Genomic DNA, 26,284 nt, shown 5'->3' on the forward strand with positions numbered 1-26,284 from the left:
CTCCTCCTGGCCTACTGCGCTGCGGAGAACAGCGAGAGGACCTCGGTCTGGGGATCGGTGAGTGTGAGCGTGACGACGGGGCGGCCGGCCGCGGCGAGGACCTGGGCGTCGCCGCCCGCCTGCGCCTCGATGAGCTGGCCGAAGGTGAAGGGACGGCCGGGGATCTCGAGATCGACCGGCGTGCGCTCGGTGATCTGCAGGAACACGCCGTTCGCGGGACCGCCCTTGTGGTATTGGCCCGTGGAGTGGAGGAAGCGCGGGCCCCATCCGAAGGTCGTCGGGCGACCGGAGTCGGCCGCGACGAGCTCGCGGAGACCCGCGAGCTGCGGCGACGCCGTGCGGTCGACGTAGGCCTGGATGGCGACGTACCCGTCGGAGGGCACGCGTGACCACAGCTCGTCGAGCACGCCAGCGATCGTCCCGGAGGACGCGAGCGCCGGATCGCTCACGCGCACCTCGACGCCGTCCTCCGTGAAGGCGGGCGCGGCCGGCGCGGGGCGCGCGTCGAGCAGCCCGCGGGCGGCGGCCTTGGCCGCCTCGACGTCGGGCTGGTCGAACGGGTCGATGCCGAGCAGGCGCCCGGCGATCGCGACGGCGTACTCCCACACGAGCAGCTGCGCGCCGAGGTCTCCCGCGACGAGCACCTCGCCATCCGGGTGGTGGGGCACATCGTCGACGTCGTCGACGATCCGGACGACCTGCAGATCGTCGGGGACCCGCTCCACCTCCGGTGAGACGGGCAGGAGGACGACGGGCAGGATGCCGCGGCCGTCCTTGCCGGTGGACTCCGCGACCAGCTGCTCGATCCAGTCGGGGAGGCCCGTCGCGGGGGCGGCATCGTCGACGAGCCCGAGCTTGTCGCGCCCGGGCTGCGAGATCGCCGCCGCCAGGACGAGCGCGGGGTTCGACGGCGAGTCGATCGCGACGTCGAGCATGACGGCCTCCGCCTCATCGAGCAGGCGGGCGATGTCGGCGCCGGCGAGGCCGGCCGGCACGAGCCCGAACGCCGTGAGGGCGGAGAAGCGGCCTCCCACATCGGGGTCCGCGTGGAAGACGCGGTACCCGGCCTCAGCCGCGGATGCGTCGAGCGGCGATCCGGGATCGGTGACGACGACGATGCGCGAGGCGGGGTCGATGCCGAGGTCGCGGAAGGCGGCCTCGAACGCGCGCCGCTGGGCGTCGGTCTCCACCGTCGATCCCGACTTCGACGACACCACGAGCGCCGTGCGCTCGATGCCCCCGTCGAGGGCCGCGAGCACCTGGCCGGGGGCCGTGGCGTCGAGCACGACGAGCTCCACGCCCGAGGCCCGCGCGATGACCTCCGGGGCGAGCGAGGAGCCGCCCATGCCCGCGAGCACGATGCGGTCGACGCCGAGCGCCCCGAGATCCTCGCGCAGGGCGAGGACCTCGGCCACGAGCGGACGGGAGGTCGTCACGGCCTGGACCCAGCCCAGGCGACGCGCCGCCTCCGCCTCCGCATCGGGACCCCACAGCGTGGGGTCCTCGTTCGTGATGCCCGATGCGACGAGATCGGCCGCGAGGCCGGCGACGACGTCGTGGACGGCCGCCCTCGTCGCACCGGACAGGCGGATGGCGAATGTCACTGGGCGGACTCCAGGGCGGCCTTCACCGTGTTCTGGAGGTCGTGCCAGGAGGCGATGAACTTCTCGACGCCCTCGTCCTCGAGCAGCTGCGTGACGTCGGCGAAGTCGACGCCGACCGCCGCGAGGCCGTCGACGACCGCGTGCGCGTCGGCGTAGGCGCCCGTGATGGTGTCGCCCGTGACGACGCCGTGGTCGAACGTGGCCTCGAGCGTCTTCTCCGGCATCGTGTTGACGACGCCGGCCGCGACGAGCTCCGTGACGTACAGCGTGTCGGGCAGCGACGGGTCCTTGACGCCGGTCGACGCCCACAGCGGACGCTGCACGTTCGCACCTGCGGCGACGAGGGCCTTCGCGCCCTCCTCGGCGAACTTCTGCTCGAACAGCTCGTAGGCGAGGCGGGCGTTGGCGACGCCGGCCTTCGACTTCAGCGCGAGCGCCTCGTCGGTGCCGATGGCCGCGAGGCGCTTGTCGATCTCGGTGTCGACGCGCGAGACGAAGAACGACGCCACGGAGTGGATGCCGGAGAGGTCGAGGCCGGCCGCCTTCGCCTGCTCGAGGCCCGCGAGGTAGGCGTCGATGACCTCGGCGTAGCGCTCGAGGCTGAAGATGAGCGTGACGTTCACGGAGATGCCCGCCGCGATCGCCGCCGTGATGGCGGGCAGGCCCGCCTTCGTGGCGGGGATCTTGATGAGGACGTTCTCGCGGTCGACCGCGGCGTGGAGCTCCTTCGCCTGCGCGATGGTGCCCTCCGTGTCGTGCGCGAGGTCGGGGGAGACCTCGATCGAGACGCGGCCGTCGACGCCCTTCGTGGCGTCGTAGAGCGGACGGAAGATGTCGCTGGCGTCGCGCACGTCGGTCGTCGTGATGGCGAAGATCGCCTCGTCGACGGACGCGCCGGCCGCGGCCTGGGCGGCGAGGGCGTCCTCGTAGCCGACGCCCGCCGTGATGGCCGCCTGGAAGATCGACGGGTTCGTCGTCACGCCGACGACGTCGCGGTTCGCGATGAGGTCGGCGAGGTTGCCCGACGTGATGCGGGTGCGGGAGAGGTCGTCGAGCCAGATGCTGACGCCGGCGGCCGAGAGGGCTGCGGTGGGGGAGGTCATGCGTTCTCCTTGAGGGTCTCGCGTGCGGCCTCGACGACGGCGTCCGTCGTGATGCCGAACTCGCGGAACAGGGTCTGGTAGTCGGCGGACGCGCCGAAGTGGTCGATGCCGACGGTGCGGCCCGTGGAGCCGACGACGCCCTTCCACAGGCCCGTGGCTCCGGCCTCGACCGAGACGCGCGCCGTGACGCGGGCCGGGAGCACGCTCTCGCGGTACTCGTCCGACTGCTCGGCGAACCACTCCAGCGACGGTGCGGACACGACGCGCGCGTTCACGCCCTCCGAGGCGAGGCGCTCGCGCGCCTCGACGGCGAGCTGCACCTCGGAGCCGGTGGCGATGAGGATGACGTCGGGCGTGCCGTTCGGCGCCTCGGCGAGGACGTAGGCGCCCTTGGCCGTGTTCGCCGCCGACGCGAAGACGTCGCCGGAGGCCTCGCCCTCGCCGCGCGCGAAGACGGGGATGTTCTGACGCGTCAGGGCGATGCCCGCCGGTCCCTCCTGGCGGCGGAGGATCTCGAGCCACGCCGCCGCTGTCTCGTTGGCGTCCGCCGGGCGGACGACGGCGAGGTTCGGGATGAGGCGCAGGGTCGCGAGCTGCTCGATCGGCTGATGCGTGGGGCCGTCCTCGCCGAGGGCGACCGAGTCGTGCGTCCACACGAAGATGCTCGGGACGTTCATGAGCGCCGCGAGTCGCACGGGCGGGCGCATGTAGTCGCTGAAGATGAGGAACGTGCCGCCGAACGCGCGCGTCGGCCCGTGCAGCACGATGCCGTTGAGGATGGCGCCCATGGCGTGCTCGCGGATGCCGAAGTGCAGGACGCGGCCGTAGGGCGAGCCCGACCACTCGTGGGTGGACCACTCGGAGGGGATGAACGACTTCGCGTCCTTGATGGTCGTGAGGTTCGACTCCGCGAGGTCGGCCGAGCCGCCCCAGAGCTCGGGGAGCTCTGCGGCCAGGGCGTTGATGACCTGGCCGGATGCCGCGCGGGTGGAGACGTCCTTGCCCGCCTCGAACACCGGCAGCGCGTTCTCGATGCCCTCGGGAAGCGTGCCTGCCTGGAGGCGGTCCCACAGCGCCTTGCGCTCGGGGTTCGCCTCGGCCCACGCGTCGAACGACCTCTGCCATTCGGCGTGCGCCGCGGCGCCGCGATCCGCGAGGGAGCGCGTGTGCGCGATGACGTCGTCCGCGACGGCGAAGTGCGCCTCCGGGTCGAACCCGAGCACCGTCTTCGTCGCGGCGAGCTCCTCGCCGCCGAGCTTCGCGCCGTGGATCTTGCCGGAGTTCTGCTTGCCCGGCGAGGGGTAGCCGATGATCGTCTTGAGGATGATGAGCGAGGGCTTCGAGGTCTCCGCCTTCGCCGCCTCGATCGCCGCGAACAGCTCCGCGACGTCCTCGACGTAGTCCCCGGTCTTCTTCCAGTCGACGACCTGGACCTGCCATCCGTACGCCTCGTAGCGCGCGGCGACGTCCTCCGTGAACGCGACGTTGGTGTCGTCCTCGATCGAGATCTGGTTCGAGTCGTAGATCGCGATGAGGTTGCCCAGCTGCTGGTGGCCGGCGAGGGAGCCGGCCTCGCTCGTGACGCCCTCCTGCAGATCGCCGTCGCCCGCGACCACGTACACGTAGTGGTCGAACGGCGACTCGCCGGCGGGCGCCTCGGGGTCGAACAGGCCGCGCTCGTAGCGCGCCGCGTAGGCGAAGCCCACCGACGAGGCGAGGCCCTGGCCGAGCGGGCCCGTCGTGATCTCGACGCCCTTGGTGTGGCCGTACTCGGGGTGGCCCGGCGTGAGCGAGCCCCACGTGCGCAGCGACTTCAGGTCGTCGAGCTCGAGGCCGAAGCCGCCGAGGTAGAGCTGGACGTACTGGGTCAGCGAGGAGTGGCCAGCCGACAGGATGAACCGGTCGCGGCCCGCCCAGTGCGTGTCGGCCGGGTCGTGACGCAGGACCCGCTGGTACAGCAGGTACGCCGCCGGCGCGAGGCTCATCGCCGTGCCGGGGTGGCCGTTGCCGACCTTCTCCACGGCATCCGCTGCCAGCAGGCGGGCCGTGTCCACAGCGCGCCGATCGATCTCATCCCAACGCAGTTCCGACACCGGACCGCCTTTCGTGGTGGGGTTGTGCGCCCGGTACCCGGTCTGCGCCGCCACGTAAGGGCGGACACGGCAGACGGCGCTCGGGCGCGCGTTTCTGGCCCCAGCATAGCCCTGCGGCGAGAGGGGCGTGCCGGTCTGTGACGACCGGTTGCCGCGAGTGTGGCAGACCACTGTGACGCGAGGGTGTCGGGGATCTCACGTCGGCGGCCGCCTGCGTGTGAGCGCGCCGGACCGGGCTGGACGATGCCATAGAATCGGGTGTGTCTGTGCCGGCCGAGGGGAGACGTGTGCGCATGTCCACGACGATCGTCGATTCCGAGCGGGGCTCCCGTCAGAGGCTCGCTCGGAAGATCAAGGCGTACGTCGCCCTCACGAAGCCGCGCGTGCTCGAGCTGCTGCTCGTCTCCACCGTCCCCGTGATGTTCCTCGCCGCCGACGGGCTGCCCGACCCGCTGCTCGTCCTCGCGACCGTCGTCGGCGGATCTCTGAGCGCCGGTTCGGCCGCCGCGTTCAACATGTACATCGACCGCGACATCGACGCCCACATGGCGCGTACGGAGAACCGCCCGATCGTGACGGGCGAGATCCCGCCCCGCAATGCGCTCGTGTTCGCCTGGACGCTGGCGGTGGTGTCGACCGCGTGGTTCCTCCTCACGACGAACCTGCTCACGGCGGCGCTGTCGGCCGGTGCGATCTTCTTCTACGTCGTCATCTACACCATCGTGCTCAAGCGGCGCACCGAGCAGAACATCGTGTGGGGCGGCATCGCGGGCTGCTTCCCCGTCCTCATCGGATGGGCGGCCGTGACGGACTCGCTCTCCTGGTCGGCGTTCATCCTGTTCGCGCTGGTGTTCCTCTGGACGCCGCCCCACTACTGGCCGCTGTCGATCAAGTACGCGGACGACTACGAGAACACCGACGTCCCGATGCTCGGCGCGACGCGCTCCGGCTCGCAGGTCGGGCTCCAGATCATCCTGTACGCGTGGGCCACCGTGGCGTGCTCGCTCCTGCTGATCCCCGTCGCGGGGATGGGCCTCGTCTACTCCGTCTCGGCCGTCGTGTTCGGCGGCTGGTTCATCTACGAGTCGCACCGCCTCTACGCCCGCACGGTCCTCGAGCTCGACGGCGATGCGCGCCCGCGCCCCATGCGCGTGTTCCACGCCTCCATCACATACCTCACGCTCGTCTTCGTCGCCGTCGCGATCGACCCGCTGCTGCCCTTCTGACCGCGCCCTCGCGTCGCGGGGGAGTAGCGTTCAGAGCGATGTCGAACTCCGCGCAGCCGCCCACCCGATCCATCCCCCTCTCCGACGCGCGGAGGTGGCAGGCGTTCTGGGTCTGCGTGAGCGTGTCGGGATTGACGATCCTCGACATCTCGAAGGTCAACGTCGCGCTCCCGTCCATCGAGGCGGCCTTCGGCGCCGGCTCCACCGAGCTCCAGCTCGTCGTGTCGGGGTACATCCTCGCCTTCGGACTCGTGCTGGTCCCGATGGGGCGGCTGGGCGATCAGCGCTCGCGGAAGGCGCTTCTCATCGTCGGCCTGGCGCTGTTCACGCTGTCGAGCGCGGCGTGCGCGCTCGCGGGGAACATCTGGATCCTCCTGGCCGCGCGACTGGTGCAGGGCGTCGCGGCCGGCATCCAGATGCCGCAGGTGATGGGGACGATCCAGCAGCTCTTCACGGGCAGGGAGCGCGGTCGGGCGTTCGGCCTCTTCGGAGCCATGATCGGCCTGGCGACGGCGTTCGGCCCGACCATCGGCGGTCTCCTGATCGCCCTCGGCGGCGAGAGCGACGGATGGCGCGGCATCTTCTGGATGAACGTGCCGCTGTTCGGCATCGCGCTGCTGCTCGTCGTGCTGCTCCTGCCCGAGGTGCGCCGTCCCGACGACCGGCCGCTCTCGCTCGACCCGGTCGGCATCCTCCTGTTCGCGGTCGCCGTCGTCGCACTCATGCTGCCGTTCCTCTTCACCACGGGCGCATCGACGGACGCGCCGGAGCGCTGGTGGACACTCGTCGTCTTCGTCGTGTTCGCGGGCGCCTTCGTCGCGTGGGAGCGCCGGTACGAGCGGGCCGGCGGGTCGCCGCTCATCAGCCTGCGCCTGTTCCGCGTGTCCTCGTTCCGCAACGGGACGACCCTCATGGCGGCGTACTTCACGGGGCTCCCCGCGCTCTTCCTCCTCACGACCCTGTTCCTGCAGACGGGTCTCGGAGTGTCGGCTCTCCATGCGGGGATGGTCTCGATCGGCTTCGCGCTCGCGAGCGCGGTGTCGTCGTGGCTCGGCGGCCAGCTGGTCGGCCGCTACGGGCGACCGGTCGTCGTGTCGGGCCTCGTCCTCGTGCTCGCGACCGTCGTCGGCCTCGCGGTCGTGGCGCTGCTCCTCCCCGCCGAGGCCGCGCCGTGGGCGATGGCGGCGGTCATGGCGGTGGGAGGCTTCGGCGGGGGCCTCGTCATCTCGCCGAACCAGACCCTCACGCTCGCCGAGATCCCGCCCGCCCAGGGCGGTGTGGCGGGATCGATCGGCCAGCTCGGCCAGCGCATCGGAACGGCGATCGGAACCGCTGTCGGCCTGTCGCTGTTCTACTCCACGATCTTCCGCGAGGAGGGGCAGAAGCCCGCGCTCGATGTCTACCACGACGCGTACGCCATGGGGCTCGTCGCCGTGGCGCTCTTCGTCGCCGTCGCGCTCGCGGTGTCGCTCGTCGACCTCAGCAGCCGTCGTCGCGCGGACCGGGCCGGCGCTCCCGAGGCCTGACGGGACTCAGCGCGGCAGGGCGTCCGCGCCCGACGCGGCGACGAGTGCGGCGAGAGCCGAGGAGTCGTCGAGGAGGGCGAGCAGGCGCTCCGCGCTCATGAGCGCCACGCCGTCTTCGTTACCGAGCACGATGAGCTTCTGACCGGGCTCGAATCCGTGATCGCGACGGGCCTGCGCGGGGATGGCGATCTGTCCGCGCTCTCCGACGGTGACGGATCCGTAGAACCGCCGGGCCGGCGTCGCCGAGGCGGCGGAAGGGGTGTCTGCGTTCATGATCTCCATGTTATACATGTCGAAACATGTGGAACATGGAGGAGGTCGCCATGGTCGTCGTGCTCATCGTCCTGGGGGCAGCCGTCGCCGCGGCTGCAGCGGTGGGCGGCTACGCCTGGAACAACCTCACGTATGCCGACCGTGCGCGCTCGGAGGTCGCGGCGCGAGGATTCGTCGAACGACGGCACACGGTGCCGAGCGGGGCGGTGATCTCGTACGCCGAGGGTCCCGCGAACGGCGCCCCCGTGCTCCTCGTCCACGGGCAGGCCTCGGCGTGGGAGAGCTACGCTCCCGTCCTCCCCGATCTGTCGCGGGATCACCACGTGCTCGCCGTCGACGTCGTGGGACACGGATCGTCGAGCCGCACGCCGGGGCGCTACTCCGCCGCGGAGATCGGCGCCGATCTCGTGGGGTTCATCGACGCCGTCATCGGCGCACCGGTCATCCTCTCCGGCCACTCGTCGGGCGGCCTCGTCGCCCTCTGGATCGCCGCCCATGCGCCCGATCGGGTCGCGTCCGTCCTCCTCGAGGACCCGCCGCTGTTCTCCACCGAGGTCGAGCGGATGCCTCGGCAGTTCAACTACGTCGACCTGGCCGCGCCCGCACACGCGTTCCTCGCGGAGGGAGGCCGCGGCGACTTCGCGGCCTGGTACGCCGAGCACAACGCCTGGATCCGCCACTTCGGCCGTGGCGCCGACGGCATCGCCCGCTTCGCGCGGAAGCGCCGCCGGCGGCATCCCGACCGCCCGCTGAAGATCTGGTTCCTGCCGCCGTCCGTCAACAAGGCGTTCGCGCACATGCACGAGTTCGACCCGCGCTTCGCCGACGCGTTCTACCGGGGCACGTGGCAGGCCGGATTCGACCAGCAGGCGGCCGTCGAGGCGGTCGATCGTCCCACGCTGCTCGTCCACGCCAACTGGAGGGTCACCGCGGACGGGATCCTGGAGGGCGCGATGACCGATGACGACGCGGCACGGGCGGGGGCCGCGCTGTCCCACGGCCGTGTCGTGCGCGTCGACACCGGTCACACCTTCCACGACGAGGATCCGCGATCCTTCGCGGCGCTCATCCGGTCGCTGCGGGATGGCCGCTGACGCCCGTCGCCGAGACGACGAGCGGGCGGCGCGGCGGCACGCGCGGGATCAGCGCGACGCGGGGCTCTCCGACCGCGCGTCGCGGAAGTCGTCGGCGAATTCGTCGGCGTCGTCCTTCCGCACGTCGGCCTCGGTCTGCGCGGTGTCGTCCTCCTCGGCGACGTCGTGGGGCTCGGCGTCGTCGGCCTCGGCCTCGGCCTCCCAGTCGATCTGCTCGACGACGACGGGGCGAGAGGACACGAGGGTCTTGGCGGCTGCGAGGGCGAGCGCGAGGATGATGCCGAGCGCGCCGGCGCCGACGAGGCCGGCCGCGAGCGTGATCCACGCCTGGCCGACGTAGACCTCGACGCCGGTGGCGGTTCCGGCGAGCAGCATCTCCTCCATGGTGCCGATGCGCGGCAGCGACAGGGCGACGCCGCCCGCGAGCGAGAGCACGGACGCGAAGACGAGCGCCCAGTAGGCGACGCTGCGGCTGAGACGGTGGGGGCGGGACATGTTCCTCCTCTGGGCGCGCCGCGTCTCGGCACGCCCGTCCCACCCTGGGTGCGCGTCCCTGGCGCCGTCGATGCGCCCGCTATGCGCCGCCTGTGAACGGGCGACCCGTTCCCCGTCAGCCCGCGACGGGCCGCTTCAGCCGCAGCACGACCACCGTGTAGGTCGCCGCCGACAGGGCGGCCAGCACCATGTGCGTGCCCACGAGCAGCTCCGGCAGCCCCGTGCGCGCCTGGATGACGCCGACGACGATCTGCACGCCGATCGCGAGCAGGAGGACGAGCATCCAGGTCCGCGTCGGGAGGGACCTCGCCCACGCGACGGCGAGGAGCACGACGACGAGCGCGAGCAGGATGTAGCCGGGCCACGAGTGCACGTGCGCGAGGACGGTCGCGTCGAAGCCGGTGCGGACGATGTCGTCGTCGCCGGAGTGGGGGCCCGACCCCGTCGTGAGCACCCCGAAGAAGATGGTGGCCGCCAGCGCGAGCCCCGTCACGTGCGTGAGGACGGCCACCCCGCGCGGCACGGCACGCTCGCGGGGGCCCTCCGGCGCGCGCAGGCGCTCGAGGTAGGCGGCGGTGACGCAGACGAGCAGCAGCGACGACGTGTAGTGGAAGCCGACGACGAACGCGTTCAGGTCGGTCAGCACGGCGAGCCCGCCCACGACCGCCTGCGCCATCACGCCAGCGAGCACGAGCCAGGCGAGCACGACGAGATCCCGTCGGCGCGGAGCGCGGCGCACGGAGTCGACGGCCGCCGCGACGACGGACGCCAGCAGGGCGGCCGAGAACGCGAACGCGCCCAGGCCGGCGGCCGCCGTCGCGGCGAACGCGACGGCACCCGCGACGATGCCGCCCAGGGCGAACCAGACGGCGCGCAGCACCAGTGCCCGTCCGGCGACGGCCGCGAGGGTGAGGAACAGCACCGCCAGCGCGAGCACGCCGACGACGCCCGTCATGGTGCGGTTGCCGAACTCGACGATCCCGTGGAAGCCCTGCTCCGGCAGCGGGACGAGCGACTCGGGGGTGCACAGCGGCCACTCGGTGCACCCGAGACCGGAGCCCGTCAGTCGGACGGCGCCCCCGGTTCCGATGATGATGACCTCGGCGAGGAACGACAGCCACGCGAGCACGCGGAGGGGTCGGCCGAAGACGAGGGCGCGGTCGGGTGCGGGGGTGGGCGCGATGGTGCTGCGGGACATGGGTCCTCCGGCTCGCACGCGGCATCCGGGCGGCCCGGATGCCGGGGGAACCTGTAGAATCGGGATCGTTGCGATGCGCGCGAGAGCGCGGGATGCATCACCAACAGTTTAGGCGCGATGATCGCGTCGTGATGAGGGCCCCACAGCGGCATCCACACCCGGTCACTCGACGGGCGACGGCATGCCGGAGCGGATGACACCGCGAGGACCCGACGAGGAGAGTGTGAGATGTCGGATGTTCTGATCGACCGCCCAGAGCTCGAAGGTCTGGGGGTGTACGAGTTCGGCTGGCACGACGCCGACGCCGCGGGAGCGAGCGCGAAGCGCGGCCTCAACGAGGCCGTCGTGCGCGACATCTCCGCGCTCAAGAGCGAGCCCGAGTGGATGCTCAAGACCCGCCTGAAGGGGCTTCAGCTCTTCGGCCGCAAGCCGATGCCGACGTGGGGCGCCGACCTCAGCGACATCGACTTCGACAACATCAAGTACTTCGTGCGCTCCACCGAGAAGCAGGCCCAGACGTGGGAGGAGCTTCCGGAGGACATCAAGAACACGTACGAGCGCCTCGGCATCCCCGAGGCCGAGCGCCAGCGCCTCGTCGCGGGCGTCGCGGCGCAGTACGAGTCGGAGGTCGTGTACCACCAGATCCGCGAGGACCTGGAGGCGCAGGGCGTCATCTTCATGGACACAGACACGGCCCTGCGCGAGCACCCCGAGTTCTTCGAGGAGTACTTCGGCACCGTCATCCCGGCGGGCGACAACAAGTTCGCCGCGCTCAATACCGCCGTCTGGTCGGGAGGGTCGTTCGTCTACGTGCCCAAGGGCGTGCACGTCGAGATCCCGCTGCAGGCCTACTTCCGCATCAACACGGAGAACATGGGCCAGTTCGAGCGGACGCTCATCATCGCCGACGAGGACTCCTACGTCCACTACATCGAGGGCTGCACGGCGCCCATCTACAAGAGCGATTCGCTCCACTCGGCCGTCGTGGAGATCATCGTGAAGAAGAACGCCCGCGTGCGCTACACGACGATCCAGAACTGGTCGAACAACGTCTACAACCTCGTCACCAAGCGCGCCGTCGCCCACGAGGGCGCGACGATGGAGTGGATCGACGGCAACATCGGGTCCAAGGTGACGATGAAGTACCCGTCGATCTTCCTCATGGGCGAGCACGCCAAGGGCGAGACCCTGTCCGTCGCGTTCGCGGGGCCCGGCCAGCACCAGGACGCCGGTGCGAAGATGATCCACATGGCGCCGTACACGCAGTCGTCGATCGTCTCGAAGTCGATCGCGCGCGGCGGCGGTCGCGCGGGCTACCGCGGCGAGGTGCGCGTCGACGCGAACGCGCACCACTCGGCCAACACCGTGCGCTGCGACGCCCTGCTCGTCGACACGATCTCGCGCAGCGACACCTACCCGGCGATCGACATCCGGGTCGACGACGTGCAGCTGGGCCACGAGGCCACGGTGTCGAAGGTGAGCGAGGAGCAGCTCTTCTACCTCATGAGCCGCGGACTCCCCGAGGACGAGGCCATGGCCATGATCGTGCGCGGCTTCATCGAGCCGATCGCCCGCGAACTGCCCATGGAGTACGCCCTCGAGCTCAACAAGCTCATCGAGATGGGCATGGAAGGATCGGTCGGCTAGATGACGGCCTCGACGCAGGCGCCGGAGCAGACGGCGCAGGATCAGCACGCTCACGTCGACCCCGCCGCGGCGCTCCGCGACGACGCGGTCGTCCCCATCCAGACCCGTTCGGAGCGCCTGCGCTCCTACGAGCCCGCCGACTTCGGCGTGCCGACGGGCCGCGAGGTGAACTGGAAGCACACGCCCGTCGACCGGGTGTCGTCGCTGTTCGCCCTCGCGGAGAAGAACGACGGGGTCACGTACGCCTTCTCGTCCGGCGAGGCCTACGCCGCCGCGCCGCTCGCCCCGGGCACGGCGCCGCGAGGCGAGTTCTTCGCCCCCGAGGACCTGCCCGCAGCCGTCGCCTGGCAGGGCGCGGCCGAAGCGCTGCACATCCGCGTGCCGCGCGAGGAGGAGGTCGCCGAGCCGATCGTGGTGGCGATCGAGGGCCAGGGTCCCGGCCGTCGCGCCGACGCCCACATCGTGATCGAGGCGCTCGAGCACTCCAAGGCGACCGTCGTGCTGCGACACAGCGGGTCCGCCCACTACGCGCAGGACGTCGAGATCCTCGTCCGCGACGGCGCGCAGCTCACCGTCGTGTCTGTTCAGCAGTGGGACGACTCCGCCGTCCACGTCGCGGCGCACCAGGCGCGCGTCGACCGCTCCGCCTCGCTGCGGCACATCGTGGTGAGCTTCGGCGGCGGCGTCGTGCGCGTGAACCCGACCGTTGAGCTCGCGGGCGCCGGCGCGAACGGCGAGGTCTACGGCCTGTCGTTCGCCGACGACGGCCAGCACCTCGAGAGCCAGGTCTACCTCTTCCACAAGGGCCCTGAGACGACGGGCGACGTGCTCTACAAGAGCGCGCTGCAGGGCGACACGGCGCGCGCCGTGTGGATCGGCGACGTGCTCATCGGCCCTGATGCCACCGGCACCGACTCCTACGAGGCCAACCGCAACCTCATCCTCACGAACGGCGCACGCGCCGACTCGATCCCGAACCTCGAGATCCAGACGGGCGACATCAAGGGCGCTGGTCACGCATCGGCGACGGGGCGCTTCGACGACGAGCAGCTGTTCTACCTGCAGGCGCGCGGCATCAGCGACGCCGAGGCGCGCCGTCTCGTCGTGCTCGGCTTCCTCAACGAGATCGCGCAGAAGATCGACGCGGGCGATCTGCAGGACGAGCTCGTCGCCGCCATCGAGCAGGAGCTCGCCCAGGGGGCGTCGGCATGACCGCCTCCCGCGTGTGCGCGCTGAGCGACCTCGAGCAGGACACCGCCCTGCGCGTCGTCGTCGACGGCGTCGCGATCGCCGTGGTCCGCGATGCGGACGACGAGGTGCACGCGATCGGCGACGTTTGCACGCACGGCGACATCTCGCTGTCGGAGGGGTTCGTCGAGGGTGACAGCCTGGAGTGCTGGGCCCATGGCTCGGCGTTCTCGCTGCGCACCGGCAAGCCCCTGAACCTCCCCGCTTACGAGCCCGTCCCCGTCTACGTCGTCGAGATCGACGGCGACGACGTGCTCATCGACCCGAATGTGAAGAAGGAAATCTGAAATGGCAGTCCTCGAGATCCGCGACCTGCACGTGACGGTCGAGACCGATGAGGGTACGACGCCCATCCTCAACGGCGTGAACCTGACGGTGAAGACGGGCGAGACCCACGCCATCATGGGCCCCAACGGCTCGGGCAAGTCGACGCTCGCGTCGACGATCGCCGGTCACCCCAAGTACACCGTGACCGGCGGCTCGATCACGCTCGACGGCGAGGACGTCCTCGAGATGTCGGTCGACGAGCGCGCGCGTGCGGGCCTCTTCCTCGCGATGCAGTACCCCGTCGAGATCCCCGGCGTGACGGTGACGAACTTCCTGCGCACCGCGAAGACCGCGATCGACGGCGAGGCGCCGGCGCTGCGCTCCTGGACCAAGGAGGTCAAGGAGGGCATGAAGAACCTGCGCATGGACGACAGGTTCGCGCAGCGCAACGTCAACGAGGGCTTCTCGGGCGGCGAGAAGAAGCGCCACGAGATCCTCCAGCTCGAGCTGCTGAAGCCGCAGCTCGCGATCCTCGACGAGACCGACTCCGGCCTCGACGTCGACGCGCTGAAGATCGTGTCGGAGGGCGTGAACCGCGCGAAGGAGAACACCGGCCTCGGCGTCCTCCTCATCACGCACTACACGCGCATCCTGCGCTACATCACGCCCGACTACGTGCACGTCATGGTCAAGGGCCAGGTCGTCGAGGAAGGCGGCCCCGAGCTGGCCGAGCGCCTCGAGAACGAGGGCTACGACCGCTACTTCGCCCCCGGCGAGCCGATCGAGGCGTAGGGTCGCATCATGACCGCGACCCTCACACCCGAGAAGTACGACGAGGTCACCGAGGCGCTCAAGGACGTCATGGACCCCGAGCTCGGCGTCAACGTCGTCGACCTCGGCCTCATCTACGATCTCGCCTGGGACGACGAGAACGACGCGCTCGTCATCCACATGACGCTGACGAGCGCGGGCTGCCCGCTCACCGACGTGCTCGAGGAGCAGACCGCGCAGTCGCTGGACGGCGTCGTCGAGCGGTTCCGCATCAACTGGGTGTGGATGCCGCCGTGGGGGCCCGAGCGCATCACCGACGACGGGCGCGACATGATGCGGGCCCTCGGCTTCGCGATCTGATGACGCCCTGAGACGGCCCGGAGCTGCCCGCTCCGGGCCTTCGGCGCGTCCGGCGGATAGGCTCGGGAGGTGACCACGCCGCTCGACGCCCTGCCCCTCGACCAGCTCCGCACGAGGACGAGCACGAAGTGGGCGAAGTACCCCGACGACGTGCTGCCGCTCTTCGTGGCGGAGACCGACTTCGCCCTGGCGCCCGCCATCGCGGAGGCTCTGCACGCCGCCGTCGACCGCGGGGACACCGGCTACGTCCCGCCGAAGACGGCATACCCCGACGCGTACGCGCGCTTCGCGGAGCGGCGTCACGGCTGGCAGGTCGACCCCGCGCGCATCCGCACGACGTGCGACGTCATGATGGGCGTCGCCGAGGCCGTCCGTGCGGTCGCGGAGCCCGGGGACGGCGTCATCGTCACGCCACCCGTCTATCCTCCCTTCCTCGACGTCCGCGACGAGACCCGCACGACGAACGTCGAGGTGCCGCTGCTCCGCTCGGACGAGGGATGGCGCCTCGACCTCGACGGCATCGACCGCGCGTTCGCGGCGGGGGCGAAGGCCATCCTGCTCTGCAATCCGCACAATCCCACCGCGACGGTGCACGCGCGCGACGACCTCGCCGAGCTCGCCCGCATCGCCGAGCGCCACGGCGGCTACGTCGTGAGCGACGAGATCCACGCGCCGCTCACGATGCCCGACGCCGTGTTCACCCCCTTCCTCGCGGCCGCGCCGGAGGCCGAGGCGGTGGGCATCGTCGTGACGAGCCCCAGCAAGACCTTCAACCTCGCGGGCCTGAAGGCCGCGCAGTTCGTGACGGCATCGACGGCCACCCAGCGTCTCGTCGACGGCATGCCGTGGGAGGTGGAGTGGCGCACGGGCCTGTTCGGCATCGTCGCCGGCATCGCGGCGTACGACCACGGCGACGACTGGCTCGACGGCCTGGTGGCGCGCCTCGACCTCAACCGGCACCTCCTGGCCGAGCTGCTCGCCGCGCACGTCCCGGGTGCGCGTTACCTGCCGGGAGCCGCGGGCTTCCTCGGGTGGGTCGACTTCACGGCGCTCGGCTGGGACGACGACCCCGCCCGCCGCATCCTCAAGGAGACGCGCGTCGCCCTCAACCCCGGCCCGTCGTTCGGTGCCGAGGGGCGCGGGTTCGCGCGCATCAACTACGGAACCGGGCCGGAGATCCTCACCGAGGCGGTGCAGCGCATCGGCCGGATCGCCGCAGCGTGAGCGGAGTCGATCCCCGCGCCGCGTCCGGACAGGTCCCCGTCTCGCACACTCCGACGGCCGGCCGCGGGGTCTGGGGGCATCCGTACCTCCTCACGACGGTCGGCGCGGTCGCGCTCATCTTCCTGGCCGCGTTGCAGTCGCTGGCCGTGACGACGGTCATGCCGGTCGTGGCAGCCGATCTCGACGGGCAGTCGCTCTACGCCGTCGCGTTCTCCGGCACCTTCGCCGCCGCCGTCATCGGGATGGTCGCGGCAGGGGCCTGGAGCGACCGCACGGGTCCCGCCGCACCGCTCGTCACGGCGGGCGCGTTCTTCGTCGCCGGCCTCGTCATCGACGCGGTCGCCGCCGACATGCCGACGCTCGTGGTCGGCCGCCTCATCATGGGGCTCGGCTCGGGCGGGCAGGTCGTCTCGCTCTACGTCGTCGTCGCCCGCGTGTACCCGGCCCACCTGCAGGGCCGTGTGATGGCGGCGTTCTCGGCGGCGTGGATCGTCCCGTCGCTCATCGGCCCCCTGCTCGCCGGCGCCGTCGCCGAGTACCTGCACTGGCGCTGGGTCTTCGGCGGCATCGCCGCGTGCACGGTCGCCGCCTTCGCGCTCATCGCCCCGCGCCTGCGAGGGCTGGGGACGTCGGGCGAGCCCGTGCGCGTGGGAGGAGTGGGTCGGCGGCTGGTGCTCGCCGTGGTCGTGGCGGCGGCGGCCCTCGCCCTCGCACTCGCGGGCGAGATCGACGGCGCCGGAGGAGGGATCGCGGCCGCGGCGGCTCTCGCCGTCGTCGCGCTCGCGATCCTGCCGCTCCTCCCGCGCGGGGTCGTCCGCCTCGCGCGGGGGCTCCCGAGCGTCGTCGTCATGCGCGGGCTCATCGCCGGCGCGCTCTTCGGCGCCGAGATCTACGTGCCCTACCTGCTCCAGGCGGACTACGGCTTCTCTCCCACGACGGCGGGTGCCGGTCTCATGGCGGCCGCGCTCACGTGGGCGGCGGCCGCCGAGCTGTCCGGCCGGTTCGGCGACCGGCTCGGCAACCGCCGCATCGCGACGGCGGGGGCCGCCCTCCTCGCCGTCGCGCTCGCGGCCTGCACCGCGACGGCGGCGTTCGGCCTGCCGGCGTGGGTGCCGATCGTCTGCTGGGGCTTCGCGGGCCTCGGGATGGGCCTCGTGTACCCGCGGCTCACGGTGCTGACCCTCGCGTACTCGTCCGAGCACAACCAGGGCTTCAACTCGGCCGCGCTCCAGATCAGCGACTCGGTGGGCGCGTCGGCGACCATGGCCGTGATGGGGCTTGCCTTCACGGCGCTCGCGGGCACGGGCGGGGCGTTCACGGCCGTCTTCGCGATCGGACTCGCGCTCGCGCTCGCGGCGCTCGTGCCCGGCCTGCGCCTCGGCCACGCACGCGAGCTCTGAGCGTCAGGCGACGCCGAGCCCCGCGAGGACGATCCGCAGACCCGCCGCGAAGTCGGCTTCCGCCTCGGCGGCGATGACGTCGGGAGGGGTGTCGAGCACGCCCATCCGCGCCGCCTGCAGACGCTGCTGCACGATCGAGGCGTGTCCGAGGACGAAGGGGAGCAGCGCGGCGGCGCCGGCGGCGCCGACGTCGGCGGGCAGCGCCTCCGCGATGCGCCGCCTCGCCTCGTCGGCGCCGAGCGAGAGCGCCTGCGAGCTGAGCACGACCTCGGCGCCGTCCCGGTGGCGCAGAAGTGCGTCCCTGAGCGCGCCGGCGACGTCGCCGACGGCTGCGCCCTCGGGCGCGACCGCCTCGCCGACGATCCGGTCGGCGACCGCCGCGAGCAGCACCTGCTTGCTGTCGAAGTGCCAGTACAGCGCGCTCGGACGGACGTCCAGCTCGGCGGCGAGACGGCGCATCGTCAGGTCGGGGAGCCCGTGCTCGTCGAGCAGGCGCACGGCGACGTCGACGATCCCCGTCCGTCCGTGACGTCCCGTCGTCTCGCCGGCCATGTCCATGAGTATACTGAACGCCGTTCAGGTGAACGCTGTTCAGGAGGCGTTCCGCCGGAGGAGGATGAGGATGGCCCGCACGACAGGCTTCGAGGGGCGCGACATCGCGCGGATCGCGGTGTTCGCCGCGATCATCATCGCGCTCGGCATCGTGGGACCCATCCCCGGGCCCGTCGGCGTGCCCATCACGGCGCAGACGCTCGGCGTCATGCTCGCGGGCGCCGTGCTCGGATGGCGCCGCGGTGCCGCGGCTGTGCTCGTCGTGCTCGTGCTCGTCGCGGTGGGGCTGCCCGTGCTGTCGGGCGGACGCGGAGGCCTCGGTGTCTTCGCCGGGCCCACGGCGGGCTATGTGCTCGGCTGGGTGCTGGGCGCCGCCGTCGTCGGGCTGATCGCCCATGGGGGAGGCCGCCGCCTGCGATGGTGGCGCGTCGCCATCGCGTGCGTCGTCGGGGGGATCCTCGCGATCTACGCCGTCGGCGTGCCCGTGCAGGCGCTCGTCATGGGGCTGCCCCTCGGCGAGGCGGCCCTCTCGAGCCTCGTGTTCCTGCCGGGCGATCTCATCAAGGCCGCCGTCGCGACCGTGCTCGTGGTCGCCGTCCACCGCGCCTACCCCGTCGCCTTCGGCTCGTCGCGTCCGGCCGCCGCGGCGCGGGGCTGACGCCGCCCGTGACAGAGCATCCCGCTCTCGAGCTCGAACTCGACGGTGTCGGCGTCGAGGCCGACGGCACGACCATCCTCGACGGCGTCACGGTGCGCACCGACGCCGCGCGCGTCGCCGTCATCGGCGCCAACGGATCGGGCAAGTCGAGCTTCGCGCGCGTGCTCGGCGGGCTCACGCCGATCGCGCGCGGCCGCGTCCGCGTCCACGGCATCGACCCCGCGACCCATGCCATCCGAGACCGCGTCGGCTTCGTCTTCACGAATCCCGACGCGCAGATCCTCATGCCGACCGTCGCGGAGGACGTCGCGCTCTCCCTGCGGGGGCACGGGCTGGCGAAGCGCGCGATCGCCGAGCGCGTCGCCGAGGCGCTCGCACGCCACGGCCTCGCCGCGCACGCCGACCAGCCCGCGTACAGCCTGTCGGGCGGTCAGAAGCAGCTGCTCGCCCTCGTGTCGGTCCTCGTGCGCGAGCCCGCGCTCGTCGTCGCCGACGAGCCGACGACGCTGCTCGACCTCGCCAACGCGAGGCGGATCGGCGACCTGCTCATAGGAGGCGCCGCACCGCAGGTCGTCGTCGCCACCCACGACCTCGACCTCGCCGAGCGCTGCGACATCGTCCTCCGCTTCGCCGACGGGCGCCTCGTCGAGGCCGGCGACCCCGCCACGGTCATCGCGCGCTATCGGGCCGAGTTCGCGTGATCTCGCTCTACCGCCCCGGCACGAGCCCGCTGCACCGGTTGCCCGCCGGCGCGAAGCTCGCCGTGCTCGCCGTGCTCGCGCTCGGGATCTCGCTCTGGCCGCACACGCCGGCGACCGCGGCGGCGACGCTGGTCGCGGTGGCGGTGCTCTTCCTCCTCGGCGGGTTCGGGCCCCGCGTGATGCTGCGCCAGGCGTGGACGCTGCGCTGGATCGTCGCCTTCATGGCCGTCACGCAGCTCGTCTTCCTCGGGCTCGAGCCGGCGTTCGTGAACACCGTGCGGGTCGCCTGCGTCGTGCTGCTCGCGTCTCTCCTCACCCTCACGACCCGCACGGGCGACCTGCTCGACGTCGTCGAGAGGATGCTCCGCCCGCTGGCGCGCCTCGGCGTCGACCCGTGGCGGGTCGCGTTCACGCTGTCGCTCACGATCGCGCTCGTCCCCGTCGTCGCCGACTTCGCCCGGCGCATCCGGGAGGCGCAGCGCGCGCGCGGTGTGCGCCTCGGCTTCCGCGCCGTCGTGCCGCTCCTCGTGATGTCGCTGCGGCACGCGGACGACGTCGCGGACGCGCTGAGCGCCAGGGGGATCGCGTGACGCGGGTGGTCGGAGGCCGCGTCGTCCACGGCGCCGTCATCGACGGCGAGACGCGCTGCGCGCACTATGCGGGACCCGACGACGTCCTCGCGATCCTGTTTGCGTGCTGCCGGCGCTGGTACCCGTGCCACGCGTGCCACGATGCGGACGCGTCGCACGGGGCGCGGGTGTGGGCCGCCGGCGACGGGGCCGAGCACGCACTGCTGTGCGGGCGCTGCGGGGCCACCTCGTCGATCGCCGACTACCGCGCGTCAGGCGCCTGCGGGGCATGCGGAGGGGCGTTCAACGAGGGGTGCCGCCGGCACCACCACCTCTACTTCGCCTGACCCCCAGCGGCCGCCGCCTATACTGGGAGGCTGGCCCTTCGGCCGCTCCCACCCCCATTCAGAGAGACAGGTGCCGTTGTGCTCGCCGTGCAGGGCCTCGAGATCCGCGTCGGAGCACGCCTCCTTATGTCGGGCGTGGACTTCCGCGTCGGACCCGGCGACAAGGTCGGCCTCGTCGGCCGCAACGGCGCGGGCAAGACGACCCTGACGAAGGTGCTCGCGGGCGACCTCATCCCCTCCGACGGCAAGGTCGTGAAGTCGGGGGAGCTCGGCTACCTGCCGCAGGATCCGCGCTCGGGCGACCCCGAGGAGACCGCGCGCACGCGCATCCTGAACGCACGCGATCTCGGAGACCTCGCCGCGGGCATCCGCGAGTCGTCGGAGCAGATGGCGGCGGACGATCCGAAGACCGCCGAGAAGGCCATGAAGCGCTACGCGCGGCTCATGGAGCGCTTCGAGGCGCTCGGCGGGTACGCCGCCGAGGCGGAGGCCGCGTCGATCGCCCACAACCTCTCCCTGCCCGACCGCATCCTCGATCAGCCGCTCAAGACGCTGTCGGGCGGTCAGCGTCGACGCATCGAGCTCGCGCGCATCCTGTTCTCCGACGCCGAGACGATGATCCTCGACGAGCCGACCAACCACCTCGACGCCGACAGCGTGATCTGGCTCCGGGAGTTCCTGAAGACCTACAAGGGCGGGCTCATCGTCATCAGCCATGACGTCGACCTCGTCGGCGAGACCGTCAACCGCGTGTTCTACCTCGATGCGAACCGGCAGGTCATCGACATCTACAACATGGGCTGGAAGCACTACCAGCGCCAGCGCGTCGCCGACGAGGAGCGCCGCAAGAAGGAGCGCGCGAACGCCGAGAAGAAGGCGTCGGTCCTGCAGCAGCAGGCGGCGCGCTTCGGGGCGAAGGCGTCGAAGGCCGCGGCGGCCCACCAGATGGTGGCGCGCGCCGAGAAGCTCCTCTCCGGGCTCGAGGAGGTCCGCCAGGAGGACCGCGTGGCGAAGCTGCGCTTCCCGAAGCCCGCGGCCTGCGGCAAGACGCCGCTCATGGCCTCGAGCCTGTCGAAGTCGTACGGGGCGCTCGAGATCTTCGCGGGCGTCGACCTCGCGATCGACCGCGGCTCCAAGGTCGTCGTGCTGGGCCTCAACGGTGCGGGGAAGACGACGCTCCTGCGCATCCTCGCCGGTGCCGACAAGAGCGACACGGGGCAGATCGAGCCCGGCCACGGGCTCAAGATCGGCTACTACGCGCAGGAGCACGAGAACCTCGACGTGAAGCGCTCGGTGCTCGAGAACATGGTGTCGGCGGCGCCCGACCTCACGGAGACCGAGGCGCGCAAGGTGCTGGGGTCGTTCCTGTTCACGGGCGACGACGTGCACAAGCCCGCCGGCGTGCTGTCGGGCGGCGAGAAGACCCGCCTGTCGCTCGCGACGCTCGTGGTGTCGTCCGCGAACGTCCTCCTGCTCGACGAGCCGACGAACAACCTCGACCCCGCCTCGCGCGACGAGATCCTCGGGGCGCTGTCGCACTACGAGGGCGCCGTCGTTCTCGTCTCGCACGACGAGGGCGCCGTCGAGGCGCTCAACCCGGAGCGGGTGCTGCTGCTGCCCGACGGGGTAGAGGACATCTGGAACAAGAGCTACCTCGAGCTGATCACGCTCGCGTAGCCTCCTCCTCTCGTCCAGGTCGCAGTTCGCGGCCCGAAGCGGGCTGTTCCGGACGCGGACTGCGACCTGGACGACGGGCGGGCGGCCTCCGAGCCGTCGCGCGTCAGCCGTGCTCGGCGTCGAGGAGGGCGTCCTCCGCATCGGCGTCGCGATCGCGGCGGCGACGGCGGCCCTTCGGCGCATGCTCGAGCGCGTCGTCGTCCTCGTCCGGATCGACGGCGTCCTCGCGTCGTGCGCGGACCTCGGTGCGGATCATGTACCCGATGAACACGAAGCCCATGATCGCGAACAGGATCCACTGGATCGCGTAGGACAGGTGCGGGCCCGGCTCGATCTCGGGCGCGTCGATCGCGTTCGGCGCGGCGGACGCCGACGGCTCCTCCGACACCATGAGCGCGTACGCGTCGAGGATGGTCGCGTCGCCCGTGAGCTCTGCCACGGACCGCAGATGGATGGTCGGGAGCTGGCCCTGCGGGGCGCTCCGTCCCGAGGCCGGCAGCGGCTCGCCCGGCTTGAGGCGCGCGACGATCGTCACCTCGCCCTCCGGCGCCGAGGGGACGGCGTCGGGGGAGTCCCCCTCTCCCGGCGGCAGCCATCCGCGGTCGACGGCGATGATGCGCCCGTCGTCGAGCAGGAACGGCACGAGCACCTCGAACGCGCTCGTCCCGCCCCTGGCGCGGTTGCGCACCAGGAGCTGGTCGTCGGCCAGGTACTCGCCGGTCAGGACGACGGGCCGCCACTCGTCGCCCGCGGCGAACGAGGCGCCGAGGGGGATGAGGTCCGCGAGCGGCACGGGCTCCGCATCGTAGTTCTGCTCGATGAGCGCGTTGCCGGCCGCCCGCTCCTCGTTGCGCTCGAACTGCCAGTGCGACAGGAACGCGCACGCGACGGCGAAGACGATGGCGATGAGGACGTAGACGGACCAGCGTGCCGCGCGCGAGCGCATCATGCGAGGTCTCCCTTCGCACGGTCGGAGACGCCGGCCAGCACCTCGAGGGGGAAATCGCGGGTCGCGAGGAAGTCGCGCAGGTAGCCCACGTGCTCGGTGCACGCGAGCCAGGTCTTCGTGCGCCCGTCCGTGTGGATGCGGGGGTTGCGCCACACGATGCTCCACTCCGCGGGCTCGGAGCATCCCGCGCGGGAGCAGACGGGCTCGTCGAGCCCGCGGCCGAGGCCGATCATCCGCGTTCGCTCCCGGACGCGTCGTCGCCGCGCTCGTCGCCCGTGCCGCGCGGCGTCTCGTCGATCCGGAAGACCGAGGGCGCGTCGTGCGGCGCGGGGGACGCCGGGGGGAGCGCGAGGCGCTCGGGGGCGCTCGCCTGCGTCACCCGTCCCGCCTGGGCCGCGTTCGCGATGACGACGGCGATGTAGGGGAGCACGACGGCGCCCGCCGCGAACACGAAGGAGTACCAGCCGTACGGCGTCACCGCGACCATGAGGATCACGCAGAGCGTGCGCACCGCCATGGTGAGGAGGTAGGTGCGCATGCGATGGGACTCGTCGTCGCGCGGAGCGCGATCGAGAGAGGTCGCCGACTGCGTCGGGGGCTTTCGGATCTTCACGGTGCGTCCAGCCTACTTCGCGCGATCGCGCGCGAGCCGTGAACGCCCGGCCGCATAAGCTGGTGCGGTTCCATCGACCTGCAGAGGGAGTCCTGCTGTGAGCACTGATCGCGTCGTCCTCGTCACGGGAGGCAATCGCGGCATCGGCCGCGCCATCGCCGAGCGCTTCGTCGCCGAGGGATACCGCGTCGCCGTCACGGCACGCAGCGGCGAGGGCCCCGAGGGCACGCTGACCGTGCGCGCCGACGTGACGGACTCGGCGGCCCTCGACACCGCCTTCGGCGAGGTGGAGGAGAAGCTCGGCCCCGTGACCGTCCTCGTGGCGAACGCGGGCATCACGAAGGACACCCTGCTGCTCCGCATGAGCGAGGGCGACTTCGACGACGTCGTCGCGACGAACCTGGGCGGCTCGTTCCGCGTCGTCAAGCGCGCCATCAAGGGGATGGTGCGCGCCCGCTTCGGACGCGTCATCCTCATCTCGAGCGTGGTCGGCCTCTACGGCTCGGCCGGCCAGGTGAACTACGCCTCGTCGAAGAGCGCGCTCGTCGGCTTCGCCCGGTCGCTCACGCGCGAGCTGGGCGCGCGGGGCATCACGTCGAACGTCGTCGCCCCCGGCTTCATCGAGACCGACATGACGGCCGAGCTCCCGGAGGAGACCCAGGCGGAGTACCGGAAGGCCATCCCCGCCGGCCGATACGGCAGCGCCGCAGAGGTCGCGGGTGTCACGGCGTGGCTCGCGTCCGACGACGCCGCCTACGTCTCCGGTGCCGTCATCCCCGTCGACGGCGGGCTCGGCATGGGCCACTGACGTCCGCCCGCCGTCCCTCGGGGCGGCGGCCGCGTGCGTTCACGGCAGCAGAGGGATGACCTCGCGCAGGTCGACGGGGCCGATCGCGACGGGTGCCGCCGCGCGCACGGCGGGCTTGGCGTTGAAGGCGATGCCGAGGCCGGCGCGCGCGATCATGAGGAGGTCGTTCGCGCCGTCGCCGATCGCGAGGGTGCGGGGGAGGGGGACGCCCCGCTCGGCCGCCCACTCGGCGAGGGTCTCGGCCTTCGCGGCGGCGTCGACGATGGGCCCGTCGACCTGGCCTGTCAGGACGCCGTCCGCCGCCACGAGCCGGTTGGCCCGCCACACGTCGACGCCGAGCTCCGGGGCGACGGCGTCGAGGATCTCGTGGAACCCGCCGGACACGACGCCGACGACGCCCCCGCGCGCGTGCACCGCCTCGATGAGCTCGTGGACTCCGGGGGTGGGCTCGACGCGCGCGGTGACCCGTGCGAACGAGGCGACGGGCACATCGGCGAGGGCCTTCACGCGCGAGCGAAGGCTCTCGGCGAAGTCGACCTCGCCGCGCATGGCGGCCTCGGTCGCGGCGGCGACCTCGGCACCGCGGCCCGCCTCGTCCGCGATCAGCTCGATCACCTCGTTGCGGATGAGCGTGGAGTCGGCATCGAGGACGACGAGAAAGCGGGTCACGATCAACGAGGGTAGCGGGCGCGCCACGGCCGGGTGCACCTGGCTGTCTCGGTAGGCTGGACGCATGCTCCCCGTGCTCTCCTTCGACGGCGTCGTGGTGCGCCGCAGCGGCCGCAACATCGTCGACGGCATCACCTGGACGGTGAAGGACGACGAGAGGTGGGTCGTGCTCGGCCCAAACGGAGCGGGCAAGACGACGCTCCTGCAGATGGCGGACGCGTACCTCTACCCCACCACGGGCACCGTGGACATCCTCGACGAGCGCCTCGGTCGCACCGACGTGTTCGAGCTGCGCCCCCGCATCGGGTTCGCCTCGAGTGCGCTCGCCAAGCGGCTGCAGCCCGAGGAGACGGTGCTGAACACCGTGCTCACAGCCGCGTACGCCGTGACGGGGCGATGGAACGAGCAGTACGACGACGTCGACGAGGAGCGAGCGCACGAGGTGCTCGCGCAGTGGCGGCTCGATGCGCTCGCCGACCGCGAGTTCGGCACCCTGAGCGACGGCGAGCAGAAGCGCGTGCTGATCGCGCGCGCGATCATGACCGACCCGGAGCTGCTCCTCCTCGACGAGCCGACGGCGAGCCTCGACCTCGGCGCCCGTGAGGTGCTCCTGCAGCTGCTGAGCGCGTATGCGCAGGCGCCGGGGACCCCGGCCATGGTCATGGTGACGCATCACGTCGAGGAGATCCCCGTGGGCTTCACCCACGCGCTGCTGCTGCGCGACGGCCGCGCGGTCGCGGCCGGCCCGCTCGACGAGGCGCTCACGGAGGCGACGCTCACGGAGACCTTCGGCCTTCCGATCGCGCTCTCGCAGGATGGCGGGCGCTACGCTGCTCGCGCGACCGCGAGCTGACTTCTGGTAAGCTTGGCCCTTGGTGCTCCGCGCCCGCAGACTTTCTCATCCGATCGAACCGATCCCGCAAGGACAACCATGAAGACTGACATCCACCCGACGTACCAGCCGGTCGTTTTCCGTGACCTCGGCTCGGGAGAGACCTTCCTCACGCGCTCGACGGTGTCGAGCGACAAGACCATCGAGCTCGACGGTGTCGAGTACCCGGTCATCGACGTCGAGATCTCGTCGGCTTCGCACCCGTTCTACACGGGCAAGCAGCGCATCATGGACTCCGCGGGCCGCGTGGAGAAGTTCAACCAGCGCTTCAAGGGCTTCGGCGGCTCCAAGTAAGGTCCGCAGGCTGTCGAGAGGGCTCC

29 protein-coding genes are annotated in these 26,284 nt (G+C 71.6%); 18 read left to right on the top strand and 11 right to left on the bottom strand.

Features of this window, described 5'->3' with window-relative positions; translation table 11 throughout:
* Window positions 1–11: 11 nt before the first annotated feature.
* The 3 genes from ABD998_RS01170 to tkt are packed head-to-tail and all read right to left on the bottom strand — an operon-like array spanning window position 12 to window position 4,800.
* Window positions 12–1,604 (bottom strand): glucose-6-phosphate isomerase, encoded by a 1,593-nt coding sequence (locus tag ABD998_RS01170; RefSeq protein ID WP_345435093.1) that lies wholly within the window; start codon window positions 1,602–1,604, stop codon window positions 12–14.
* Window positions 1,601–2,707, bottom strand: coding sequence for a transaldolase (gene tal / locus ABD998_RS01175; RefSeq protein ID WP_345435095.1), 1,107 nt, complete (start codon window positions 2,705–2,707; stop codon window positions 1,601–1,603). Before tal ends, ABD998_RS01170 begins: the two co-directional genes overlap by 4 nt.
* Window positions 2,704–4,800 (bottom strand): transketolase, encoded by a 2,097-nt coding sequence (gene tkt, locus ABD998_RS01180; protein WP_345435097.1) that lies wholly within the window; start codon window positions 4,798–4,800, stop codon window positions 2,704–2,706. Before tkt ends, tal begins: the two co-directional genes overlap by 4 nt.
* Window positions 4,801–5,093: 293 nt before the next feature.
* Between tkt and ABD998_RS01185 the strand changes: the two genes are divergently transcribed.
* Both ABD998_RS01185 and ABD998_RS01190 read left to right on the top strand, forming a co-directional pair.
* Entirely contained in the window at window positions 5,094–6,026 is a 933-nt protein-coding gene (locus ABD998_RS01185; RefSeq protein WP_345435099.1) for a heme o synthase, read from the top strand.
* 38 nt (window positions 6,027–6,064) lie between these two features.
* Complete coding sequence (locus tag ABD998_RS01190; RefSeq protein WP_345435101.1) at window positions 6,065–7,552, top strand: MFS transporter; 1,488 nt, start codon at window positions 6,065–6,067, stop codon at window positions 7,550–7,552.
* Between the two features lie 6 nt (window positions 7,553–7,558).
* Here ABD998_RS01190 and ABD998_RS01195 read toward each other — a convergent pair whose 3' ends face one another.
* The gene (locus tag ABD998_RS01195) at window positions 7,559–7,825 is read right to left on the bottom strand and encodes an AbrB/MazE/SpoVT family DNA-binding domain-containing protein (protein ID WP_345435103.1); all 267 of its coding nucleotides are present in this window, start codon (window positions 7,823–7,825) and stop codon (window positions 7,559–7,561) included.
* A 26-nt stretch (window positions 7,826–7,851) separates the two neighbouring features.
* Here ABD998_RS01195 and ABD998_RS01200 point away from each other — a divergent pair, with 26 nt between their 5' ends.
* Window positions 7,852–8,919 carry an alpha/beta fold hydrolase gene (locus ABD998_RS01200; protein WP_345435105.1) on the top strand — a complete coding sequence of 356 codons (1,068 nt, stop codon included), beginning with the start codon at window positions 7,852–7,854 and terminating at the stop codon, window positions 8,917–8,919.
* A gap of 48 nt (window positions 8,920–8,967) precedes the next feature.
* Here the strand turns inward: ABD998_RS01200 and ABD998_RS01205 are convergent, their stop codons facing one another.
* Complete coding sequence (locus ABD998_RS01205; RefSeq protein WP_345435107.1) at window positions 8,968–9,414, bottom strand: hypothetical protein; 447 nt, start codon at window positions 9,412–9,414, stop codon at window positions 8,968–8,970.
* 115 nt (window positions 9,415–9,529) lie between these two features.
* On the bottom strand, window positions 9,530–10,612 hold the full coding sequence (locus tag ABD998_RS01210; protein WP_345435110.1) for a COX15/CtaA family protein: 1,083 nt from the start codon (window positions 10,610–10,612) through the stop codon (window positions 9,530–9,532).
* Between the two features lie 228 nt (window positions 10,613–10,840).
* Between ABD998_RS01210 and sufB the strand changes: the two genes are divergently transcribed.
* The 7 genes from sufB to ABD998_RS01245 all read left to right on the top strand — a co-directional run bounded on the left by sufB (window position 10,841) and on the right by ABD998_RS01245 (window position 17,529).
* On the top strand, window positions 10,841–12,259 hold the full coding sequence (gene sufB / locus ABD998_RS01215) for a Fe-S cluster assembly protein SufB (RefSeq protein ID WP_345435113.1): 1,419 nt from the start codon (window positions 10,841–10,843) through the stop codon (window positions 12,257–12,259).
* Window positions 12,260–13,471: a Fe-S cluster assembly protein SufD gene (gene sufD / locus ABD998_RS01220; protein ID WP_345435115.1), complete on the top strand. Its 1,212-nt coding sequence runs from the start codon at window positions 12,260–12,262 to the stop codon at window positions 13,469–13,471.
* Complete coding sequence (locus ABD998_RS01225; protein WP_345435117.1) at window positions 13,468–13,794, top strand: non-heme iron oxygenase ferredoxin subunit; 327 nt, start codon at window positions 13,468–13,470, stop codon at window positions 13,792–13,794. Before sufD ends, ABD998_RS01225 begins: the two co-directional genes overlap by 4 nt.
* Window position 13,795: 1 nt before the next feature.
* Entirely contained in the window at window positions 13,796–14,566 is a 771-nt protein-coding gene (gene sufC, locus ABD998_RS01230; protein ID WP_345435119.1) for a Fe-S cluster assembly ATPase SufC, read from the top strand.
* A 9-nt stretch (window positions 14,567–14,575) separates the two neighbouring features.
* A complete protein-coding gene (locus tag ABD998_RS01235; RefSeq protein WP_345435121.1) occupies window positions 14,576–14,905 on the top strand; it encodes a metal-sulfur cluster assembly factor in 330 nt (109 codons plus the stop codon).
* A 69-nt stretch (window positions 14,906–14,974) separates the two neighbouring features.
* Window positions 14,975–16,129 carry a MalY/PatB family protein gene (locus ABD998_RS01240; protein ID WP_345435124.1) on the top strand — a complete coding sequence of 385 codons (1,155 nt, stop codon included), beginning with the start codon at window positions 14,975–14,977 and terminating at the stop codon, window positions 16,127–16,129.
* Window positions 16,126–17,529, top strand: coding sequence for an MFS transporter (locus tag ABD998_RS01245; RefSeq protein WP_345435126.1), 1,404 nt, complete (start codon window positions 16,126–16,128; stop codon window positions 17,527–17,529). Before ABD998_RS01240 ends, ABD998_RS01245 begins: the two co-directional genes overlap by 4 nt.
* 3 nt (window positions 17,530–17,532) lie before the next feature.
* On the opposite strand, the gene ABD998_RS01250 is transcribed toward ABD998_RS01245, so the two are convergent.
* Window positions 17,533–18,081, bottom strand: a complete 549-nt coding sequence (locus ABD998_RS01250) for a TetR family transcriptional regulator (protein ID WP_345435128.1) — start codon at window positions 18,079–18,081, stop codon at window positions 17,533–17,535.
* Window positions 18,082–18,145: 64 nt separating this feature from the next.
* On the opposite strand from ABD998_RS01250, the gene ABD998_RS01255 reads away from it, so the two are divergent.
* From ABD998_RS01255 to ABD998_RS01275, 5 genes are all read left to right on the top strand, one after another.
* The gene (locus ABD998_RS01255; protein ID WP_425562922.1) at window positions 18,146–18,739 is read left to right on the top strand and encodes a biotin transporter BioY; all 594 of its coding nucleotides are present in this window, start codon (window positions 18,146–18,148) and stop codon (window positions 18,737–18,739) included.
* 8 nt (window positions 18,740–18,747) lie between these two features.
* On the top strand, window positions 18,748–19,440 hold the full coding sequence (locus tag ABD998_RS01260) for an energy-coupling factor ABC transporter ATP-binding protein (RefSeq protein WP_345435132.1): 693 nt from the start codon (window positions 18,748–18,750) through the stop codon (window positions 19,438–19,440).
* On the top strand, window positions 19,437–20,030 hold the full coding sequence (locus ABD998_RS01265) for an energy-coupling factor transporter transmembrane component T family protein (RefSeq protein ID WP_345435134.1): 594 nt from the start codon (window positions 19,437–19,439) through the stop codon (window positions 20,028–20,030). Before ABD998_RS01260 ends, ABD998_RS01265 begins: the two co-directional genes overlap by 4 nt.
* Window positions 20,027–20,356: a CHY zinc finger protein gene (locus tag ABD998_RS01270; RefSeq protein WP_345435136.1), complete on the top strand. Its 330-nt coding sequence runs from the start codon at window positions 20,027–20,029 to the stop codon at window positions 20,354–20,356. Before ABD998_RS01265 ends, ABD998_RS01270 begins: the two co-directional genes overlap by 4 nt.
* A gap of 78 nt (window positions 20,357–20,434) precedes the next feature.
* Entirely contained in the window at window positions 20,435–22,033 is a 1,599-nt protein-coding gene (locus ABD998_RS01275; protein WP_345435138.1) for an ABC-F family ATP-binding cassette domain-containing protein, read from the top strand.
* A 103-nt stretch (window positions 22,034–22,136) separates the two neighbouring features.
* Here ABD998_RS01275 and ABD998_RS01280 read toward each other — a convergent pair whose 3' ends face one another.
* From ABD998_RS01280 to ABD998_RS01290, 3 genes are read right to left on the bottom strand one after another with little or no spacing between them, the layout of a single operon-like run.
* The gene (locus ABD998_RS01280; protein ID WP_345435140.1) at window positions 22,137–22,982 is read right to left on the bottom strand and encodes an SURF1 family cytochrome oxidase biogenesis protein; all 846 of its coding nucleotides are present in this window, start codon (window positions 22,980–22,982) and stop codon (window positions 22,137–22,139) included.
* On the bottom strand, window positions 22,979–23,215 hold the full coding sequence (locus ABD998_RS01285) for a hypothetical protein (protein WP_345435142.1): 237 nt from the start codon (window positions 23,213–23,215) through the stop codon (window positions 22,979–22,981). Before ABD998_RS01285 ends, ABD998_RS01280 begins: the two co-directional genes overlap by 4 nt.
* Complete coding sequence (locus ABD998_RS01290; protein WP_345435144.1) at window positions 23,212–23,595, bottom strand: DUF3099 domain-containing protein; 384 nt, start codon at window positions 23,593–23,595, stop codon at window positions 23,212–23,214. The genes ABD998_RS01285 and ABD998_RS01290 overlap by 4 nt, the downstream gene beginning before the upstream one ends.
* Window positions 23,596–23,692: 97 nt before the next feature.
* Between ABD998_RS01290 and fabG the strand changes: the two genes are divergently transcribed.
* Window positions 23,693–24,403: a 3-oxoacyl-ACP reductase FabG gene (fabG, locus tag ABD998_RS01295; protein ID WP_345435146.1), complete on the top strand. Its 711-nt coding sequence runs from the start codon at window positions 23,693–23,695 to the stop codon at window positions 24,401–24,403.
* Between the two features lie 39 nt (window positions 24,404–24,442).
* Here fabG and serB read toward each other — a convergent pair whose 3' ends face one another.
* Window positions 24,443–25,078, bottom strand: a complete 636-nt coding sequence (gene serB / locus ABD998_RS01300; protein ID WP_345435148.1) for a phosphoserine phosphatase SerB — start codon at window positions 25,076–25,078, stop codon at window positions 24,443–24,445.
* A gap of 58 nt (window positions 25,079–25,136) precedes the next feature.
* Between serB and ABD998_RS01305 the strand changes: the two genes are divergently transcribed.
* On the top strand, window positions 25,137–25,925 hold the full coding sequence (locus ABD998_RS01305) for an ABC transporter ATP-binding protein (protein ID WP_345435150.1): 789 nt from the start codon (window positions 25,137–25,139) through the stop codon (window positions 25,923–25,925).
* Between the two features lie 78 nt (window positions 25,926–26,003).
* Window positions 26,004–26,258 (top strand): type B 50S ribosomal protein L31, encoded by a 255-nt coding sequence (locus ABD998_RS01310; RefSeq protein WP_345435152.1) that lies wholly within the window; start codon window positions 26,004–26,006, stop codon window positions 26,256–26,258.
* The last annotated feature ends 26 nt before the right edge of the window (window positions 26,259–26,284 follow it).

Origin of the sequence: Microbacterium gilvum (assembly GCF_039543865.1) — a bacterium.
Classification (GTDB): domain Bacteria; phylum Actinomycetota; class Actinomycetes; order Actinomycetales; family Microbacteriaceae; genus Microbacterium; species Microbacterium gilvum.

What these genes read in the sequence shown, in the direction of transcription:
- ABD998_RS01250 (WP_345435128.1), bottom strand. Translation starts at nt 18,081, where the DNA reads ATGGCCGGCGAGACGACGGGACGTCACGGACGGACGGGGATCGTCGAC.
- ABD998_RS01190 (WP_345435101.1), top strand. Translation starts at nt 6,065, where the DNA reads ATGTCGAACTCCGCGCAGCCGCCCACCCGATCCATCCCCCTCTCCGAC.
- ABD998_RS01280 (WP_345435140.1), bottom strand. Translation starts at nt 22,982, where the DNA reads ATGATGCGCTCGCGCGCGGCACGCTGGTCCGTCTACGTCCTCATCGCC.
- ABD998_RS01310 (WP_345435152.1), top strand. Translation starts at nt 26,004, where the DNA reads ATGAAGACTGACATCCACCCGACGTACCAGCCGGTCGTTTTCCGTGAC.
- ABD998_RS01185 (WP_345435099.1), top strand. Translation starts at nt 5,094, where the DNA reads ATGTCCACGACGATCGTCGATTCCGAGCGGGGCTCCCGTCAGAGGCTC.
- ABD998_RS01235 (WP_345435121.1), top strand. Translation starts at nt 14,576, where the DNA reads ATGACCGCGACCCTCACACCCGAGAAGTACGACGAGGTCACCGAGGCG.
- ABD998_RS01225 (WP_345435117.1), top strand. Translation starts at nt 13,468, where the DNA reads ATGACCGCCTCCCGCGTGTGCGCGCTGAGCGACCTCGAGCAGGACACC.
- sufC (WP_345435119.1), top strand. Translation starts at nt 13,796, where the DNA reads ATGGCAGTCCTCGAGATCCGCGACCTGCACGTGACGGTCGAGACCGAT.
- ABD998_RS01285 (WP_345435142.1), bottom strand. Translation starts at nt 23,215, where the DNA reads ATGATCGGCCTCGGCCGCGGGCTCGACGAGCCCGTCTGCTCCCGCGCG.
- ABD998_RS01305 (WP_345435150.1), top strand. Translation starts at nt 25,137, where the DNA reads ATGCTCCCCGTGCTCTCCTTCGACGGCGTCGTGGTGCGCCGCAGCGGC.
- ABD998_RS01195 (WP_345435103.1), bottom strand. Translation starts at nt 7,825, where the DNA reads ATGAACGCAGACACCCCTTCCGCCGCCTCGGCGACGCCGGCCCGGCGG.
- ABD998_RS01255 (WP_425562922.1), top strand. Translation starts at nt 18,146, where the DNA reads ATGAGGATGGCCCGCACGACAGGCTTCGAGGGGCGCGACATCGCGCGG.
- sufB (WP_345435113.1), top strand. Translation starts at nt 10,841, where the DNA reads ATGTCGGATGTTCTGATCGACCGCCCAGAGCTCGAAGGTCTGGGGGTG.
- sufD (WP_345435115.1), top strand. Translation starts at nt 12,260, where the DNA reads ATGACGGCCTCGACGCAGGCGCCGGAGCAGACGGCGCAGGATCAGCAC.
- tal (WP_345435095.1), bottom strand. Translation starts at nt 2,707, where the DNA reads ATGACCTCCCCCACCGCAGCCCTCTCGGCCGCCGGCGTCAGCATCTGG.
- ABD998_RS01200 (WP_345435105.1), top strand. Translation starts at nt 7,852, where the DNA reads ATGTGGAACATGGAGGAGGTCGCCATGGTCGTCGTGCTCATCGTCCTG.
- ABD998_RS01205 (WP_345435107.1), bottom strand. Translation starts at nt 9,414, where the DNA reads ATGTCCCGCCCCCACCGTCTCAGCCGCAGCGTCGCCTACTGGGCGCTC.
- ABD998_RS01210 (WP_345435110.1), bottom strand. Translation starts at nt 10,612, where the DNA reads ATGTCCCGCAGCACCATCGCGCCCACCCCCGCACCCGACCGCGCCCTC.